The sequence below is a fragment of the Persicimonas caeni genome (genome assembly GCF_006517175.1).
Classification (GTDB): domain Bacteria; phylum Myxococcota_A; class Bradymonadia; order Bradymonadales; family Bradymonadaceae; genus Persicimonas; species Persicimonas caeni.
Genome location: NZ_CP041186.1, coordinates 1219018 through 1237924 on the forward strand (window position 1 = coordinate 1219018; position 18907 = coordinate 1237924).

The window sequence follows — 18907 nt, forward strand, 5'->3', positions numbered from 1 at the left end:
AGTCGTACCTGAGTAGGAATTACTAGACATGAGCCAACGCTGAACACTATGTTCATGACGCCGCCGGTGCAACACCCGCCGGCGCATCTCGTCGTACCGAGTGGTTTTCTTTCGGTTCCACCATGACCACATTTCTCATCCGCCGCTTACTGGCCTCGGTGCTCGTCATCCTGGGCGTGGTCACGTTGGTCTTCTTCGTGCTTCGCTCCGTACCGGGCGATCCGGTCGAGTCGATCTTGGGCGAGCAGGCCCTGGCGGTCGACAAACAGGCGATGCGCGAGTGCCTCAACCTCGACAAGCCGCTGTGGGAGCAATACGTGCTCTTCTGGAAGGACGTCGGCAACGGCACCCTCGGTGAATTGTGCGACGAGCGCGGGGTCACCGTGGCCGACAAACTCGTGGCCAATATCCCGGCGACCTTCCAACTCGCCCTGGCGAGTCTGGCCATTGCGCTGCTCATCGCCCTGCCCCTCGGCATCGCCGCCTCTTTAAAACCCTATTCTTGGGTGGACAACGGCTCGGCGGTGCTCGCGCTCTTAGGCATATCGATTCCCAACTTCTGGTTGGGCCCGATGCTGCTCATCCTGTTCAGCCTCACGCTACAGGCGCTCCCCAACCCCGGCAGCGAGGTCACAGGCTTATCGACGCTGATCTTGCCGGCCATCACTCTGGGTACGGCGCTCGCCGCCAAGCTGACGCGTATGACGCGCTCGAGCATGCTCGAGGTGCTCAACCAGGATTATGTGCGCACGGCCAAATCGAAGGGCAACCCCGGCTGGAAGGTGACCACCAAACACGCGCTGCGCAACGCGCTCATCCCGGTGGTGACCATCCTCGGCCTGCAATTCGGCGCCCTTCTGGGCGGCGCAATCATCGTCGAGAAGGTCTTCGCCCGGCCCGGTCTGGGAACGCTCCTGCTCGACGGGATCAACACCCGCAATTATCTGATCGTGCAGGGTTGCGTCATCTTCATCGCGTTCTCCTACGTGGCGGTCAACCTGATCACCGACTTGGTGTACGGCTGGATCGACCCGCGCATTCGGTATGATTAAAGCGACACAGACAACGGTGCCCCCCATCGCCTTCACTTCGCTTCGGCACCTGCCCGAAGCGGGGAGGAGTCTGCCGTGAAGTGGCTTTTCGAACTCCTCAAAATGCACCGCGACAAGCTCAGCTGGCTGGCCTGGCTGGGCCTGGCGGTGCTCTGCTTTGTCTTCTTCGTCGCCCTCTTCGCCCCCTGGCTGGCGCCCTACGACCTCGACTATGTCGACGTGACCCGTCAACTCCAAGCCCCCAGCGCTCGCCATTGGCTGGGCACCGACGAAAACGGCGCGGACGTGCTCACCAAGGTCATCTACGGCACCCGCGTGGCCGTGATGGTGGGCCTGGCGACCGTCTCCATCTGCTCGACCGTCGGGATCTTCCTGGGCTCGATCAGCGGCTATTTCGGCGGCTGGATCGACGAAGTGATCATGCGCATCACCGAGATTTTGATGGCGTTTCCGGGCATCCTGCTGGCCATCTTGCTCATCTTCATCACCCAGAAGCCTAGCCTCTTGGCGGTGATCGGGGCGCTTTCGGTCTCTGGATGGGCGGGCTACGCTCGACTGGTGCGTGGCCAGGTGCTCTCCGAGCGCGAGCGCGCCTATGTCGAGGCGTCGCGCGCCCTCGGGTTTCCGACCCGGCGCACGCTGTTTCGTGAAATCGTGCCCAACATTTTGGCGCCGGTGATCGTGCAGGCGACCTTCGGGGTGGCCGGCGCGATCTTGGCCGAAGCGGCGCTCAGCTTTTTGGGCCTCGGCCCGCAGGACCTGCCCAGCTGGGGCGCCCTGCTCGACCAGGGTGCGACCTACTTTCTGTTGACCCCGCATCTGGCTATCTTCCCGGGCGTCGCCATCATGATCACCGTGTTGAGCATCAACTTTTTGGGCGACGGCCTGCGTGACATCTTGGACCCGCGTGCAGTGACGAGAGCGAAATGAATGTGAGCGACGACCAAATTCGTGAGGCGATCGGCCAGTTGTTGGTGGTGGGATTCCACGGCGCCGACGAGGAGCCGCCCGAGGCGATCGCCGAGGCGCTGTCCACCGGCAAGATCGGCGGGGTGATCCTGTTTCGGCGAAACGTCGACACCGTCGAGCAAGTCTGCGCGCTCAACACGCGCGTCCACGAGCTCGCCGCCGAGGCCCCCGAAGCTCCGTTTGTCGCCGTCGACCAGGAGGGCGGACGCGTCGTGCGCCTCAAAGAGCCGCTCACACCTATTCCGCCCATGCGCGCGGTGGGCGACACCAACGACGGCCGGCTCATCTCGGAGGTCTCCGAGGTGATCGCCACCGAGGTGGGCGCGCTGGGGTTCAACCTGAACTTCGCGCCGGTGCTCGACGTCGACACCAACCCGCTCAACCCGATCATCGGCGACCGCGCCTTCGGCCGTACACCCGAGCGCGTGATCCGGGCGGCCGGCGCCTTCTTGCTCGGCCACCACACCGCCGGGGTGATCCCGTGCGGCAAGCACTTCCCCGGCCATGGCGACACCCTGCTCGACAGCCACAAGGACCTGCCCACGCTCAAACACGACATGGAGCGGCTGCAGCGCGTCGAGCTCGAGCCGTTCCGGCGAGCGATCGGCGCCGACATCCCGATGCTCATGACCGCGCATATGCTGCTGCCGGCGCTCGACTCGGAGCATCCGGCCACGCTCAGCCAGGCGGTCATCGGCGAGTTGTTGCGCGAGGAGTTGGGCTACGACGGGGTGGTGATCACCGACGACCTGGAGATGAAGGCCGTCGCCGAGCGCTATGACATCGACGAGATGGTCACGTTGGGGCTTCGCGCGGGCATCGACATCTTCCTGATCTGCCACACCGAAGCGAAGTGGCAGCAGGCCTACGACACGCTCTACGAGCTGGCCACGTCGGGCGACGAAGACCTACAGCTCGTGCTGCGCGCCGCCGAGCGCGTACGTCGCCTCAAGCGCACCATGTTGGGCAACCAACGCCGCCCCTGGCAGCCGTACGATGGCTGGCGCGAGATGTTGGGCTGCGACGAACATCGCCAGACGATGGCGCGCGTGGAGTGGAACCCCGAAGAAAAGCTCGTCGATCCCACCGAGGCGGGTTGAGCGCTCAGCCTTCGGTTCACCACCCGGTGCGAACCATCAGCCGGGTGCCGAAGAGCGGCTTGTCGACCACGTCGACGATGCGCGCCAGATGGGCGGCGGGGTTGACGCCGCCGTAGACCTCGAAGTTGAAGCCGACCGGACGTGCGATCACGCCGAGCGACGCGCCGCCCAGCAAGCCTGTGACGTTCGACCTTCCTTCCTGCGCCTCCAAGTAGGCGCTGTTGAACAGGCTCGCCTCTACAAAGGCGCCGGCTTCGGCGCCGACCAACCATTTGCTCGGCTGGCCGGGCAACAGCTCCAATTCGGGATAGAACGGGTGGCTCCAGTCGACCTCGGCGCGCCCGCGGACGCTGCGCACGCGCACCGGCTCGACGGCCAGCTCGAGGGTCGTCTCCACGAACGAAACGGGACGGTACCGCGCGCCCAAGTAACCGACGGTGGTGTCTTCGTAGCCGAGATAGCCGCCCCCGGCGAGCGCCTCGAGGCCGTCGACGAAGGGCATCGGGATGGACGCGGCGCGCAGCATGCCGACGTCGACGGAGTCGGCGGCGCCAAAGATGAAGTCGGTCGACAGCTTCCACTTGGGGATGGAGGCGCTCAGATACCAGCCAGGCTCGCCGACGGTATTCGTCTGGATGCGGGTCGAGGTTTTGACGTCGCCTTCGTCGGTGGTCGTCGTGCCGATATGCTGCAAGCGTTGCGAGTCGGACACACCTCCCACGGTCACGCCGAACCATTCGGTGACCTGCAGGTAGACCCCGTAGAAGAGCTGGCCGTAGCCGACCGCGTCGTCGTCGAAGATGACGTCGCCGTTGTCGTCGCGCGGCAAGTCGTCGGGTGAGACGCCGTCGCCCGCGTCGAAGAGCATCAGGCGCAGGCGCACGTCCCACTTGCGGTTGCGCGTCTCGAGGGCAAAGCCGTTCCAGCCGCCGTTGAGTTGCGCGGCGCGTTCGCCCTGGGCGGTACACAACGCGTAATCGCTGAACTTGTAGTTGTCGCCAAGCCACGAGAACTGCGTGCTCCACTCGACGTCCTCGCCGCCGTCTTCGAGCCACCGGTACAGCCGGTCGAAGCGCGTGTCGAGATCGCGACGGTACCGGGAAAAATCGAGCTGGAAGCTTCGCACTCGCCGCGCGCGAGCCAAGGCGTCGAGCGCTTCGGACTCACACTCCTGCGCCTCGGCCCTCGTAGGGAGCAAGGTGGGGAGCAGAAAAGCGGCGACCGCCACCAAAACAATGGTCCGACACATCGGGGGAACAACACGCATAGCAACTCTGGGCAAGTGAGACGGTTCGCCACAAGTCTAGTGCACGAATCTGGAAATCCCTAGGCATCTCGGCGGCCAACGCAGCGCACAACCGCGGGCTCTCAGGTCGACAAGGGTAGGCCTGTAAGGTACAGATACTACGCGCAGAAACAATGCTTTAGCCCCCGTGGCCGCCCGACAGAATCATGAATAGGAAAGAAGAAGCAGTCGCCGATTTTTTCGAGCGGTTTACCCCGATCATCATGGCGGTCGCGGTCTTGTTGACCGGCTTGGGGGCCTATCTGGCCAGCGGGCTGAGCCTCGACAGCGAGCTCAAGCGCCTGCTGCCCCAGTCCGACCCGTCCGTCCAGGGACTCGAACGCCTCGAAGACGCCTACGGCCGCCAGATCGGCCGACTGGCCATCTTGCTCGAGGGCCCCGACCCGAAGGCCAATCAGGAATCGGTCGACGAGCTCGCCGCCATGATCGGCGACCACGAGCTGGTCGCCGGCGTCGAGTTCACCCGCCCGGTCGAGTATTTCGAGGACCGGCGCCTGATGTATCTGGGCCTCGACGACGCGCGCGAAGTGAGCAAGCGTGTCAACAAGCGCATCAAGTGGGAGAAGGCGCGCGCCAACCCGATGTTCGTCGGCCTGGGCTCGGACGAGCCGCCGGAGGTCGATCTTTCAGACATCGAAGAGAAGTATCGCTCGCGCTTCGACCAGCCGCGCTACCTGACCGACGACGAGCAGCGCCACTACGTCATCTACGTCGACCCGGTCTTCCCGAACACCGAGTTCCAGAAGACCGACCGACTCCTCGCCGACATCAAGGGGTTCTTCGCCGACAAGATCGAGCCGGACCACCCGAAGGTGTCGATCGCGTTCAGCGGGCGCTACACGAAGTTCTACGAGACCCAAAACGCCATTCGCAAAGACCTGACGTGGGGCACGAGCCTCGCGCTGTTGGGCATTCTGGTCTTTCTCATCGCCTACTTCCGAAGCTGGGTGTACCCGCTGGTCATTGCTGTGCCGCTGATCATGAGCACGGTGTGGACATTCGGTTGGGCGCAGCTCGTCTTCGGCAGCCTCAATATCTTGACCGGATTCCTAGGGGCCGTGCTCATGGGGCTGGGGATCGACTACGGCATTCATATCGTGTCGAGCTTCCAGGAAACCCGCGCCGGGCGCACACCCCGCGAGGCGCTAGTCACCGCGCTGGAGACCGCCGGCCGGCCCAGCCTCTACGCCGGTCTGACCACGCTGGTCGCGCTGGCGAGCCTGGCGTATTCGTCGTTCCAGGCGTTCTTCGAGTTCGGCATCCTGTCGCTCGGTGGACTGACGCTGGTGCTGCTGTCGTACGCGCTGGTGCTGCCGTGTCTGCTTTTGCTGGTGGCCGGCACGCGCTTCGAGCCCAACCCGCGCATGCCCAGCGAAGAGCGACACTTGCGGGTCACCGCCAAGCAAAAGACGCGTTGGACACGCCTCTCGGCGGTCTTCTTGGCCGTTGCGGTCGTGCTCGCCGCCGTCGGCATGCCGGGCGTGAGCTTCGAGTTCGACTTCCGCAAGCTCATGCCCAAAGACCTGCCGGCCTTCAAGGTCGAAGACGAGGTCGACGACGTCGTCGACATGGCGCAGCCGCCGGCGGTCGTGCTCGTCGACGACAAGGCCCACGCGCTCGCCGTCAAAGACGAGCTGCAAAAGCGCATGGCCGACGACCCGCGCGCCGAGATCGTCGAGGCGGTGTTCACCATCTACGACCTCGTCCCCGAGGACCAACCCGACAAGCTGACCGTCTGGCGAGGGCTGCTCGAAGATCTCGAGGATATCCCCAAGAGCCGACGCAAAAAGAACGAGCGACTCCAAGAGCTGTACGACGAGCTCCAACTGGTCGACAAGACCGGCACCATCGCCGTCGACGACCTCCCCGAGTTGGTGCGCCAGCGCTTTGCGCGCACCGACGACCCCAGCAAGACCGTCGTGCTGATCTTGCCGTCGCACTATATCCACAACGCCCAAGACGCGATGGAGTACGTCGCGGTCACCAACGCCCTGCCCGGCCCCAACGGCCAAGGCACCGTCGACCCCATCAGCCAAGAGGCGCTCCTGGCCGACATCCTCGGCCACATCAAGTCGGACACCTTCTGGCTGGTGCTCATCGCCGTGCTCGGGCTCTTGTCGGTCGCCTGGATCGCCTTCCGCAACCTCAAGCGTCTCGCCCTGGCGGTCGCCACAGTCGCCGCCGGCGTCTTTGTAGGCACCGGCCTGATCGGGCTGCTCGATATCTCGTTCAACTTCATGAACATGATCATCTGGCCCATCTGGCTGGGGCTGGGCGTCGACGCGGTCTTTCACCTGTCATCGTGCATCGCGCGCTCCCCGTCGGACTGGAGTAGCTTCCGGCACACCGCCGGCGCGGTCTTTGCCGCCTTCGCCACCACGATGATCGGCTTCGGCGCCCTCATGATCTCGGGACACCGCGGCCTGGCCTCACTGGGCCAGGTGGCCGTCGTGGGCCTGAGCAGCATCCTGATCGTGTCTCTCGCGGTCCACGTCTTCTTCCTCAAAACGGAAGACGAGGCGGACGACGAACAGCGAGAAGGTTCCGTCAATGGAGCCCCCTAATTCACTCGCCCAAAGGCATCGCATGACAGCTCTCGACGACCTCAATATCGTCCGCTACGGAAGCGGCCCCACCAAAGTGATCAGCTACCACGGCTGGGGCGCCGACCACCGCAAGAGTTTCAAGTACGTCATCGAGAAGTTGCCCGAGCACGTCTCCTTTTGGGGCGTCGACCTGCCCGGCTGCGGCCGCAGCCCGCGCCCCTCGGTGTTCAACTACCCCGAAGTAGCGAGCATCCTGACGCAGTCCTTCGACGATATCGTGGGCGACGGCGAGACGGCCACCCTCTTGGGCGCGTGCAGCGGGGCCTATCACGGCCTGGAAATCGCTCGTCAGCGCCCCGACAAGGTCGACAAGCTCGTCATGGTCGACTCGATGGCCTACTTCCCCTGGTTTCTCGGTGTGCTGCTCGCCCCCGGCGTGGGGACGCTCCTGTTCGAAGGAGTCTTCTCGAGCCAACGCGGCCGCAAGGCGATTCAAAAGGTGCTCGAGGCGACCGGCGTGGCCAACGCGTTCGACGTCATGGAATCATTCGGGCGCATCGATCTGGGCGCCGCCTACCGGTATTTGGAGTTCTACGACGAAATGGGCACCGTCGACCAATACATGACCGTCAACACGCCCACCACGTTGTTGTGGGGCACTCACACCTGGAAGGTGGTGCTCGAGTCGGTGAAGATGTGGCGCGCCACCCTGCCCAACTTCACCGAGGTCCAGGTCGAGGGCGTCGGCCACCTGATCAACCAGGAAGCCCCGGAAGTCGTCGTCGAGGCCCTGCTCGACGCTACGGGCGAATCGGCCCGCGATGCGGCTCGCCAAGTTGCTGCAGCTCTTCATCGCTGAACACACGCGAGCGAATCAGGAAGCGCTTGCCCTCGGGGGCCTCGAGCGAGAAGCCTGCCCCCCGCCCTGGCACCACGTCGAGTGTCAGGTGCGTGTGCTTCCACTTCTCAAATTGCTGCCCGCCAATATAAAACGGACACCCCTCCACCTCGCCCAAGTAGACATCACGCTGGCCGATCTTGAAGTCGTCGTGCGGATAGCACATTGGCGCGCTGCCGTCGCAGCAGCCGCCGGACTGGTGGAAGAGTAGCTCACCGTGTTGCTCCTTGAGTTGGCGGATCAACTGGCGTGCTTCGTCGGTTACGTCGACACGTGACAAGTCGTCACTCATACGATTTCTCCAGCGATGGCGTGGGGCCTGGTCTTCAAGTCTTGAAGTCTTGGGGGCTTGGTTGGGTGTCCGGGCGTGGCGGACCGTGCGAGTTGTTCGCGGCGGGAGCCACGCCCGGACATCAACCTTTAAAAGAAGCCCATGGGGTTCTCGTCATAGCTGACCAAGAGGTTTTTGGTCTGCTGGTAGTGATCGAGCATCATCTTGTGGTTCTCACGTCCGATGCCCGACTGCTTGTAGCCGCCGAAGGCTGCGTGGGCGGGGTACAGGTGGTAGCAGTTCGTCCACACGCGGCCGGCTTGGATGGCGCGGCCGGCGCGGTAGGCGACGTTCTGGTTGCGCGTCCACACGCCGGCGCCCAGCCCGTAGAGGGTGTCGTTGGCGATGCGGATGGCGTCGTCGTAGTCGTCGAACGAGGCGACCGACAGCGCCGGGCCGAAGATCTCCTCCTGGAAGACGCGCATCTCGTTGGAGCCCTCGAAGACCGTCGGGCGCACGTAGAAGCCGCCCTCGAGCTCGCCCGACATCTCGGCGCGGCCGCCGCCGGTGAGCACCTTGGCGCCCTCGTCGCGGCCGATCTCCATGTAGGACATGATCTTCTCGAACTGGTCGCGCGAGGCCTGGGCGCCCATCATCGTGTCGGTGTCGAGGGGGTTGCCCACCTTGACGCTGTCGACGCGGGCGACGGCGCGCTCCATGAACTCGCCGTAGATCGACTTTTGCACCAGCGCGCGCGACGGGCAGGTGCACACCTCGCCCTGGTTGAGCGCGAACATGGCGAAGCCTTCGAGACACTTCTCGAAGAAGGAGTCCTTCTGGTCCATGACGTCGGCGAAGAAGACGTTGGGCGACTTGCCGCCGAGTTCGAGGGTCACCGGCACGATATTCTCGGAGGCGTACTGCATGATGAGCCGGCCGGTGGTCGTCTCGCCGGTGAAGGCGACCTTGGCGACGCGGTCGCTCGAGGCGAGCGGCTTGCCGGCCTCGGCGCCGAAGCCGTTGACCACGTTGACCACGCCCGGGGGGAGCAGGTCGGCGACGAGCTCCATCATCATCAAGATCGTCGACGGGGTCTGCTCGGCGGGCTTGAGCACCACGCAGTTACCGGCGGCCAGGGCCGGGGCGAGCTTCCAGGTGGCCATCAGCAGCGGGAAGTTCCACGGGATGATCTGGCCGACGACGCCCAGCGGCTCTTTGACGTGGTAGGCGACCGTGTGCTCGTCGAGCTCGGCCATCGAGCCCTCTTGGGCGCGGATCACCCCGGCGAAGTAGCGGAAGTGGTCGACGGCCAGGGGCAGGTCGGCGTTGAGCGTCTCGCGCACCGCCTTGCCGTTCTCCCAGGTCTCGGCGACGGCGAGCATCTCGAGGTTGTCCTCGAGGCGGTCGGCGATCTTGTTCAGGATCTGGGCGCGCTCGGTCGGGCTCTTCTTGCCCCAGGCGTCTTTGGCGCTGTGGGCGGCGTCGAGGGCCATCTCGATGTCCTTGGCCGTCGAGCGCGGCACCTCGCAGAAGGTCTTGCCGGTCACCGGCGTGACGTTCTCAAAGTAGTTGCCCTCGCGCGGCGGGACCCACTCGCCGCCGATGAAGTTCTCGTAGCGGGACTTGAAGTTGACGATGGAGCCGTCGGTGTTCGGAAAGGCGTACTTGGTCATGGTGATTCCTCCAGCAAGATAGAGTTGATCGGACGAACGGTCGCCTTGAAGCGAGCGTCTCGTACACGCATGCATGGAGGAGAAAACGCCACTACTTGCACAAACAGCCGGCGAAGGGGATTGCCGGCCCATCAAACTACGGCCACCTCGTCGCAGCGTGAACAAACGCTACACGGGCGCGCAAACAGCAAATTGCGGCAACACGATAAATCAGCACATCAAGGTGCGACGAGCAGACGTTAAACACGTCTCAAAATCCGACAAGCACAAACCATCGACGATCGCGGCTCGCGCGGCTGCTCGCCCCGATTTGACCTATTCACAGTACACAGCTACAGCACCGGGGTCAGATTCAGAGAAGAACGAGGCGGCCGGGAACTCGGCCGACGATGCAGTCCTCCGAACGTAGCAACGACGATGAAACGCAACCTCAAGAAGTATTCGAAATTCCTGTCCTATATCCTGCGCCACCGCCCCGACGAGCTCGGCCTCGAGATGTCGCGCAGCGGCTGGGTGAGCGTGCCCGCGCTGCTCGAAGGACTCGCCGAGCGCGACGGGTCGTGGAGCCGCGAGGTGCTCGAGCAGGTGGTGCGCGAGAACGACAAGCAGCGCTTCGAGTTCGACGACACCGGCCACCTCATCCGCGCGCGCCAGGGCCACACCGTCGACGTAGATCTGGGCTACGATCCGACCGAGCCGCCCGAGCTGTTGTACCACGGCACCGTCCCCAAATTTCTCGACGCCATCGTCGCAGAGGGGCTCGAGCCCAAGGAGCGCCACCACGTGCACCTGTCCCACGACATAAAGACGGCCATGCAGGTCGGCAACCGGCGCGGCAAGCCGGTCATCTTGGTCATCGAGGCCAGAGAGATGTGGGACGACGGCCACGAGTTCTTCTGCACGCCCAACGACGTGTGGCTGGTCGAGTCGGTCCCCCCGGAGTACCTGCGCGTCGACTCGTCCATTTGAGCGCGATCGCCGCCTGCCCTTATCCGCCCGTCCTTCTCCGCCTGTCCTTTTCCACCTGCCTTCTGCCTTTGCCATCAACCGATCGGCCCCGAGATTCGACACGTTAGCGTGAACGTGCCCGGTGGCGGCGCGATCTGACGCGACGATGTGACCCCCGACAACCCGACAGAACTGGCGCCGGGCACGTCCTACCGAACACGACCCCGAACCGGGAGGACGAAATGCAGCCCCATACCCTGCCCTTGGCCGCCGTCGGCATTATCACAGCCATGCTGACCGGTCTGGTCGCCTGCACGAGCCCGCAGCCGACCGAACCCACCGAACAGACGACCGAACAACGCCAACAAGACCGCCCGCCGGCGAGCGTGGCGGCCGACCTGGGACGTGTCGAGATCGACGCCTCGTGCACCCTCAACGCCCGGTCGCGCATCGAGATCGGCACCGCCCAACTCCACCACATGTGGTACACGAAGGCGCGCGAGTCGTTTCAGAAAGCCGCCGCGGCCGACGAGGACTGCGCCATGGCCCAGTGGGGCCTGGCGATGACCTACTACACGCCGCTGTGGGCCAAGCCCTACCCCGAAGACCTCGAAGCCGGCGCGCGCGCCGCCCAAAAGGCCGCCGACCTCGGCGGTGAGACTCCACGCGAGAAGGCCTATATCGACGCGGTCGCCGCGTTCTACGACGACTACGAAAACCGCAGCCACGAAGAGCGCGCCAAGGCGTTCGAGGAGGCCTGGAAGCAGGCCTACGAGCAGGACCCGCAGGACGTCGAGGCGGCCTCGTTCTATGCCCTGGCGATGCTGTCGACGATCCCGCCCACCGCCGAGGACGTCGACACCCAGCGCCAGGCCGGCGCGATCCTCGAAGACGTGCTCGATCAGGAGCCCAACCACCCGGGCGGCCACCACTACCTGATCCACGCCTACGACAACCCACAGTTGGCGAGCGAGGCCGTGGAGGTGTCTCGCGACTACTCCGAACTCGCTCCCGCGGTGCCACACGCGCTGCATATGCCCAGTCACACCTTCACCCGTCTGGGCATGTGGGACGAGTCGATCGAGTGGAACCAACGATCCGAGGAGGCCGCGCGCCGCAATCCGGTCGCCGGCATGGACTATCTGGACCTGTATCACGCCCAAGACTACCTCACCTATGCGTACCTGCAGGAGGCGCGCGACACGGAAGCCGAGAAGGTCGCCCAACGGGCCAAGGAGGCGCAGAACCCCCAGCCACACACCGCCTCGGCCTACGCCAGCATCGCCATTCCAGCGCGTCTAGCGCTCGAGCGGCGCGACTGGCAGGCAGCGGCTAATCTCGAGCCACTGCACCCCGAGACGATCGAGTGGGAAAAGTGGCCCTATATCGAGGGGATCAAACACGCGGCGCGTGCGGTGGGCCTCATCGAGCTAGACGAACTAGACCAGGCGCGGGTCGAGCTCGACAAGATGGCCGAGCTCCAACAGGCCAGCGCCGAGATGAACGAGCCGTACTGGAACGGCCAGCTCCAGATCTACCAGAACGTGGTCCGCGCGCTGCTCGCCGACGCCGAGGGCAATACCGCCGAGGCGCTCGCGGGCCTGCGCGACGCCGCCACCTCGCAAGAGGCGCTCGGCAAGCACCCCGTCACGCCCGGGCGGGTGATCCAGGCGAGCGAGGTGTTGGGAGAGACCCTGCGCGAGAACGGCCAGGCCGAGGAGGCCCTGGAGGTCTACGTGGAGGCGCTCGACAAGCGGCCCAACCGGTTCCGCGCGGTCTACGGAGCGGCCGTATCGGCGCGCGCGGCGGGCCAAGGGGACGTGGCGCGCGACTACTACAACCAACTGCTCGACCTGACGGCCAAGTCAGACGGCGATCGGCCCGAGTTGAAAGAGGCGCGCGAGTTCACCGCCGTGGGCGGCGGCGCGTCGTCGAGCGCCGACTAACCGGCCAACAAGTTGATCCCGCGAAAGGCGGCGTTACTAATTCGAGAGATACTGCATCAAAGAGTTGACTGTATCCGTCAATCCGACTGTTTCCCATTGGATGCCAAATGATGACGTCTCTGTTCGCTCGCGTTGCTAACGCCGCCCTTCTCGTCTGTCTCATGGTCACGCTGCTCGCCCCGGCCTCGGCCTTCGCCCAGACGGCCGAGGGCCCATCTGATGCCAGCAAGCCCGAGGCCGACGAGCCGCCCGCCTCGCGCATCGAGATCTCCGGGGAGCTCGGCTTTCTCGACCCGCTGTCGCACACCGTGCAGTTCAGCCGCGACGGCACCGAGTTCGACTACGTCGACGAGGGCGGCCAGGACAACCTGTTCCAGTTCGTGCGGCTGTCGGCGGAGTTCGATTTTCGCGACACCCACAAATTCATCTTCCTGTATCAGCCGCTGAACCTCGAGACCGACGTGATCTTGCGGCGCGACGTCAGCGTCGACAAGCTCACCTTCCCCGAGGGCACGCCCATGGAGCTGCGCTACGGGTTCCCGTTCTTTCGGCTCGGCTACGTCTACGACTTTCTGGACGGCGCCGACCGCGAGTTCGCCATCGGCGCGGCCCTGCAGCTTCGAAACGCCACTATCGACTTCAAGTCCGCCGACGGCGAGCTCTTCCGCAGCAACCGCGACGTCGGCCCGGTCCCCCTGCTCAAGCTTCGCGCGCAACTGCCGCTGGCGGGCAAATTCTGGTGGGGCGCCGACGTGACCGGCTTCTACGCGCCGGTCAAGTACCTCAACGGCGGCGACTCTGACGTCGAGGGCGCCATCCTCGACGCCAGCCTGCGCGTGGGCCGCCCGGTCACCGAGCACATCGACGCCTTCTTCAACCTGCGCTACTTGGCCGGCGGCGGCGAGGGGACGAGCAAGGACGACGACGATTTGGGCGACGGGTACAACTCGAATTGGCTGCATTTCGCGACGGTGTCGCTGGGCTTTACGTTTGGGGCGGGGATGCCTTGAAGGGAGTTTGGGGGTTTAGGGGCCTGCGGCCGGGTCTTGGGGTGATCCACGTGAAACTTGGGGGTTGGGTCGTTTCACGTGGATCATGTGTCGGGTGGGGAGTCTTGTGATGAAGAACTCCGGGTCGACACGTCATGTTGGCCTACTGAGCTTGCAGAACCCCGGCGAGGCACATCGAGTTAGCGTTCTGGAGACATAAAAGCCCGACTCGACACGGCTAGATGACGTTCTGGCTTTGAAGAACCTCGGGCCAACGCCGCTAGTTGGCGTACTCGCGTTGAAGAACCCCGGGCCGACACGCCCAGTCGGTGTTCTAACGGAGCAGAAACACCATTTTGGCGTGTCGAGTCGGTGTTCTAACGGAGTAGAAACACCATTTTGACGTGTCGAGACGCGCTTCTGGAGACAAAAAACCCCGACTCGACGCGGCGAGTCGGGGTTTTGCATGCCCAGTGCGAGCAAACGCCTCGGAGTTAGGCCTCGACGGGCTCAGGATCGGTGCCTGGCTCTGGATCGGCGTCCGCCTCGGGGTCGCGCGACGGCTGGTAGATGGCGCTGAGCGGCGGCATCATCTGGGTAAGATCGTCGGAGTCCTCCAGACGCAGGGCCCCGGCCAGGATGTCGCGTGCGGCCAGATAATCACGGCGCGCCCGGTCGCGCGCGGCGATCAGGCGAGTCATCGCCTCGGCGTACTCGCCCGACTCTTTGTCCGTAACCGTAGCCGTAGCCGTCACCGTAGCCGTCTCACCATCCGACACAGAAGGCGAAAGCGCACAATCGGGTCGGGGCGCGCGGCGTCCTCGCCCGCCCTGGGGCGTCTCCGCCCCAGCTTGCGTGTCTTCGGCAGGGCGCACGCCCTGCTCGGACACGTGCGGGGCCGGTCACGTTCACGTTCACGGTCACGGGTGCCGGTCGCCGGTCGCCGGTCGCCGGTCGCCGGTCGCCGGTCGCCGGTCGCCGGTCGCCGGTCGCCGTAGCCGGACACCGTGACCGTAATAGTGCCCAACAGAGCGATCCCGCCCCCAGCACCCACCAAAGCCCGATCTACAAAATAGTCCGCAACAAATTCGCAAATCCCGCGATAACCGTATTGAGGGCCCCAAACGCGTCGTCTCACCCAGCGCCGCCTTCGAGATCGGCCCTCACGGATGCGCACCCGTTGACGAGATGAAACTTCGGCCTGGCCCATACCTCCTGCCGAGCCGCCCCACGCGGGCGTCGGAGCGAGGCGGGCGGAGGCAGCGCCGGGGTACGTCTTGGTTGGTCAATGGGGGTGGGTCCGTGGGACCCAGGGGGAGGGATCATATTTGCAACTCTGTTCATACTCGCAAGTCGCGCGCGCGAGGCGGGCGGGGTCACGGCCACGGCCACGGAGCCGGTCACGGTCTCCGGCCGCCGGGTGCCGGTCGCCGGTCGCCGGGTGCCGGTCGCCGGTCGCCGGTCGCTGGTCGCTGGTCGCCGGGTGCCGGTCGCCGTGGCCGGTGCCGGACACCGTGACCGGCTCACCATCCAACAGAAGTGGCGGAGGCGCACTACCGGGTCGGGGCGCGCGGCGTCCTCGGCCGCCCTGGGGCGTCCCCGCCCCAGCTTGCGTGTCTTCGGCAAGGCGCAGGCCTTGCTCGAACACGTGCGGGGCCCGAGACGGACCCCGGCGGCCGGGGACGACCGCGCCCCAACCGTCAATGCGGCGCATCAACGAAGTAGCTGCACGGAGATTGGGCGGGCTGGTGAGCCGTGACCGGTCACCGCGACCGTTCCCGCCGCAGCGATCGCACGCCCACGAGCACGACGAGGAGCACGGCTCCGCTGCCGGGGACCGCGGGCGCGGTCGATTGGCAGCCGCAGCCGGCGGGTGAGGCTCGGTCGTGGGCGCCCCAGTCTACGCGGTCGGGTGTGGGGCAGCCGTCGACGCCGGCGCCCGATTGCAGGCGGCACGCGTCTTGGCCGTCGGCGACGCCGTCGTTGTCCGAGTCGGGGTCGATCGCGTCGGCGAGGCCGTCTCCGTCGGTGTCGACGGGGGTGTCGTCGTTGGGGCCCCACTCGGCGGCGTCGTCGAGGCCGTCGCCGTCGCTGTCTTCGGTGGTGGGGTCGAGGCCGTGCTCGGTCTCGCGCGAGTCGGAGATGCCGTCGTCGTCGGAGTGCGCGCCCAGGACTTGTACGGACACCTCGCGGGCGTCGTAGTCGCCGTCGGCGCTCGTCGCGCGGATCTCGAGGGTGTGTCGGCCGAGGTCGCGCCAGGTGGGCGTCCAGGTGAACGTGGCCGTCTGCGGGTCGACGTGGGCGGCGGGGAGCGGGCGGACCTCGTAGGTCAGCTCGTGGCCGTCGGGGTCGACCGCCTCGATGTCGAAGCTCAGCTCGTCGCCCTCCCACAGGGTAAATTGCGTGCCCGGTTCGGGGGTCGGCGGGACCAGGCGCGGGTCGGCGTCTTCTGGGGGCGGGGGCGGCTCGGGACGCTCGCGCACGGTGATCCAGACGTGGGCCGTGTCGGCCTCGCCGGCGGGGTTGGTCACGCGGAACTCGAGGCTGTCGGGGCCGACGTAGTCGGGGGCCGGGGTGTAGGTGAGGTTGGGCGGCGTGCCCGCGAGTGTGCCGTGCTCCGGCGGCGAGTCGATCGAGAAGGTGAGCGCGGCTCCGGTGGAATCGTAGCCGCCGAGGAAGATGTCGAGGGGCGTGTCTTCGGGGGTGGTGACCGACTGGTGCAGCGCGGTCAGCGGCGCGGGCGCGTCGACGTAGCGGCCCACGATCCTCAACCTGCCGTCGATGCTCGGAAGCTCGTCGTCGACCAGCAGAAATCGGGCCGGCCCGGCGGCGGCCACGGCGGGGGAGTCGGTCGGACCGGTGCGCTCGCGCACGGTGAGCACGTCCAGGGCGCTCGTCGACAGGTCCAGGGCGATGAGGCGGGCGCGCATGCGCTCCTCGTCTCGGTGCTCGTGGGAGATCCAAGTCGCCAGATGACTCGCGCCGTTGAAGGCGAGGTGCGGCTCACTTGCCGGCTGCTCGCTCGCGTCGAATAACGGGACGCCGGCAGGGTCGACGAGGGAGGCGTCGCGTGCAATGCGCGCCCCGAAGGCGGTGTCGTCCGAGTACGGCGTCCAGACGACCAAAAAGTGCTCGCCATCGAAGGTGGCGCTCAGTTGGGACAAAAAGATGTCCTCTCCGCTGACGTCGAAGCCCGACGGGTCGAGCAAGGCGCCCGCCGGGGAGATGCGCGCTGCGCGCACCTCGTAGTCGGGCCCCGGAGCCGGCGCCGCAGCGCTCCAGGCGAGCAGGAAATGGTGTGCGCCGAAGGTCGCGGCGACTCGCCTCGGGCAGGCGTAGAGGTTGGTGAACTCCAACTCGCCCACCGCACGGGCCTGGCCATCGGAAGAGACGCGCGTGGCGAAGACGCCGCAGCCGTCCTCGTCGTCTCGGCCGTCGCTCCACGCGATCAGGAATTCGCCGCCGCCATAGGCCAGCGCAGGCTCGGACTTCGACGGGCCTGAGCTGGCGACGGCGAGCGGGCCGCTATCCAAGAGGTCGCCCGTGTCGGCGTCGACGCGGCGCGAATAGACGGTGTTGCTGTCGGCGTCTTCCCAGACAACCAGGTACGTTCCACCGCCGTAGGCGACGTGCGGATTGATCTGGCGACTGACGCCCGTGGCGATGGGGATCGGGTCGGTGTCGAGGAGAGTGCCGTCTCCAAAGACCCGCGTGCCGTAGACGTCGAAGGTCTCCGGGTAGTCTCCGGCGAGTTGAGTCCACACCAGCATATGCTGCCCTCGGCCGGCGGCTGCGCGCGGCCGTATACGATCGGCCTCGTTCACAAAGACGGGGAAGCCGCCTGCATCGGGAGTCGCCCCCGTCTGGGGCAGGCGTGCGGCCAAGATGTCGTCGTCGTTTCGCCACGTGAGCAGGGACTGCCCCTGCGAAGACACGAGCTCGACCTTCGCCCCGATCGAGCGATAGCCGCCCGGGCCGGTCGGCACGTTCAGACGTCGGTACTCCCCGTTGCCGATCTCGACCTCGCCCGTCACCGAGCCGTCGGGGGCAAGACGTGTAACCACGGTCCGCGTGCGCGACCGAGTGAGCTCGAGCATGGCGACGACGAAGTGCGACCCATCGTGCGAGATCGCAGCGTCCAGCGCATTGGCGTCGATCGAGCTCGTCTCGAACACACAGGTCGTCGGCACCTGGGTCGAGCTCGCGCCGCCCGAGGTCTCGTCGATCATGCTGACGCCCACGCAGTCCGTCTCGAAGCTTCGATACTGCGCGGTCGCGACGGCAAAGCGCGAGTCGCCATAGGCCAGGCCGACAAACGCCCCGTCGGTGACGATGCTAAGGGGAACGTCGTCGAGCACCACGCCTTGGTGAGACAAACGGGCGGCCGAGATCTCCCCCAATTGGTCGCCACTCCAGGCCACCAACGAGTTTGTCGTCCCCGCGATCACCTCCGGGCGCCCGCTCTCCTGCGCGTCCGGCCCCACGGCAATGGCGGCGGCATCGACGACCGCACCGGTCTCCGACACACGCAGCGCGTGGATTCCCTGGACGGGCGGATTGGGGATATTCTGGATGGCGGAGTCGAGCTCCTGGTCCCAGACGACCAGATAACGGGACCCGTCGAAGGCAAGATCGATCGGGCGGCGCCACTTGCCGACGATGGCATGGGTGGGCAGCTCGTGCTCGCTTGTGCCCAGGAGGCTCCCGTCGAAGGCGAATCGCGTGAAGACGAGCGCCGTCGGATTCCCGTAGCGAACCGAGACGACCATGCATGTGCTCGTGCCGCAGGCGATCTCGCGATGGAACATCCCGTCTGCGAGGGTCAGCGGCTCGGTCTCGAGCAGGTTGCCCTGAGGGTCGACGCGGGTGATCACGCCCCGAGGGTCGTAGGTATGGCGCTCGGCGAGCACCCAGTAGTTCGTGCCGTCGAAGGCGAGGTCGGGGGCGAACTCGGTGTCGGGCGACGAGACGAATGTGGGGTTGCCGACTTCGAATTGCGGCGTCAGGGCTACGGAGCGCGAGGCGCTCGCAGGCGATAGGTCGCCCGAGGCTGGCTCGGGGGCTTCGTGACAGCCGCTCGAAAAGACGCTCGCGCAGACAACTGCGCACCAAAGGATGAGAAAGGATCGTCTGGAGAAGCGCATTTCGCCCCCAATTCGCCAATGAGCTGCGGAGATGAATCGACGTCGGGCAGAGTAGCAGCGGGCGG

Annotated in this window: 13 protein-coding genes; 8 read left to right on the plus strand and 5 right to left on the minus strand. The window is 65.8% G+C overall.

Translation table 11 applies throughout. From position 1 onward, the window contains the following. The first annotated feature begins 122 nt into the window (after positions 1–122). From FIV42_RS04565 to nagZ, 3 genes are all read left to right on the plus strand, one after another. A complete protein-coding gene (locus tag FIV42_RS04565) occupies positions 123–1052 on the plus strand; it encodes an ABC transporter permease (protein ID WP_141196532.1) in 930 nt (309 codons plus the stop codon). 75 nt (positions 1053–1127) lie between these two features. Further along, a complete protein-coding gene (locus tag FIV42_RS04570; protein ID WP_222615374.1) occupies positions 1128–1982 on the plus strand; it encodes an ABC transporter permease in 855 nt (284 codons plus the stop codon). After that, positions 1979–3121, plus strand: a complete 1143-nt coding sequence (gene nagZ, locus FIV42_RS04575; protein ID WP_141196533.1) for a beta-N-acetylhexosaminidase — start codon at positions 1979–1981, stop codon at positions 3119–3121. The genes FIV42_RS04570 and nagZ overlap by 4 nt, the downstream gene beginning before the upstream one ends. A gap of 16 nt (positions 3122–3137) precedes the next feature. Here the strand turns inward: nagZ and FIV42_RS04580 are convergent, their stop codons facing one another. Further along, positions 3138–4388: a hypothetical protein gene (locus FIV42_RS04580; protein ID WP_141196534.1), complete on the minus strand. Its 1251-nt coding sequence runs from the start codon at positions 4386–4388 to the stop codon at positions 3138–3140. Positions 4389–4573: 185 nt separating this feature from the next. Here FIV42_RS04580 and FIV42_RS04585 point away from each other — a divergent pair, with 185 nt between their 5' ends. Then, positions 4574–6991: an efflux RND transporter permease subunit gene (locus tag FIV42_RS04585; RefSeq protein ID WP_141196535.1), complete on the plus strand. Its 2418-nt coding sequence runs from the start codon at positions 4574–4576 to the stop codon at positions 6989–6991. Between the two features lie 22 nt (positions 6992–7013). Then, entirely contained in the window at positions 7014–7832 is an 819-nt protein-coding gene (locus FIV42_RS04590) for an alpha/beta fold hydrolase (RefSeq protein ID WP_168210408.1), read from the plus strand. On the opposite strand, the gene FIV42_RS04595 is transcribed toward FIV42_RS04590, so the two are convergent. Next, positions 7774–8163, minus strand: coding sequence for a DUF779 domain-containing protein (locus FIV42_RS04595; protein WP_141196537.1), 390 nt, complete (start codon positions 8161–8163; stop codon positions 7774–7776). The two genes, FIV42_RS04590 and FIV42_RS04595, sit on opposite strands and share 59 nt — an antisense overlap. Positions 8164–8291: 128 nt before the next feature. Continuing rightward, positions 8292–9815 carry an acetaldehyde dehydrogenase ExaC gene (gene exaC / locus FIV42_RS04600; RefSeq protein ID WP_141196538.1) on the minus strand — a complete coding sequence of 508 codons (1524 nt, stop codon included), beginning with the start codon at positions 9813–9815 and terminating at the stop codon, positions 8292–8294. A 417-nt stretch (positions 9816–10232) separates the two neighbouring features. Here exaC and FIV42_RS04605 point away from each other — a divergent pair, with 417 nt between their 5' ends. From FIV42_RS04605 to FIV42_RS04615, 3 genes are all read left to right on the plus strand, one after another. Then, positions 10233–10784 (plus strand): RNA 2'-phosphotransferase, encoded by a 552-nt coding sequence (locus FIV42_RS04605; RefSeq protein WP_141196539.1) that lies wholly within the window; start codon positions 10233–10235, stop codon positions 10782–10784. 221 nt (positions 10785–11005) lie between these two features. Next, on the plus strand, positions 11006–12709 hold the full coding sequence (locus FIV42_RS04610) for a tetratricopeptide repeat protein (RefSeq protein ID WP_141196540.1): 1704 nt from the start codon (positions 11006–11008) through the stop codon (positions 12707–12709). A gap of 107 nt (positions 12710–12816) precedes the next feature. Next, positions 12817–13719 (plus strand): hypothetical protein, encoded by a 903-nt coding sequence (locus tag FIV42_RS04615; protein WP_141196541.1) that lies wholly within the window; start codon positions 12817–12819, stop codon positions 13717–13719. Between the two features lie 473 nt (positions 13720–14192). Here FIV42_RS04615 and FIV42_RS04620 read toward each other — a convergent pair whose 3' ends face one another. Next, entirely contained in the window at positions 14193–14453 is a 261-nt protein-coding gene (locus FIV42_RS04620) for a hypothetical protein (protein ID WP_141196542.1), read from the minus strand. Positions 14454–15461: 1008 nt separating this feature from the next. Continuing rightward, a complete protein-coding gene (locus FIV42_RS04635; protein ID WP_141196543.1) occupies positions 15462–18842 on the minus strand; it encodes an Ig-like domain-containing protein in 3381 nt (1126 codons plus the stop codon). Between the last annotated feature and the right edge of the window lie 65 nt (positions 18843–18907).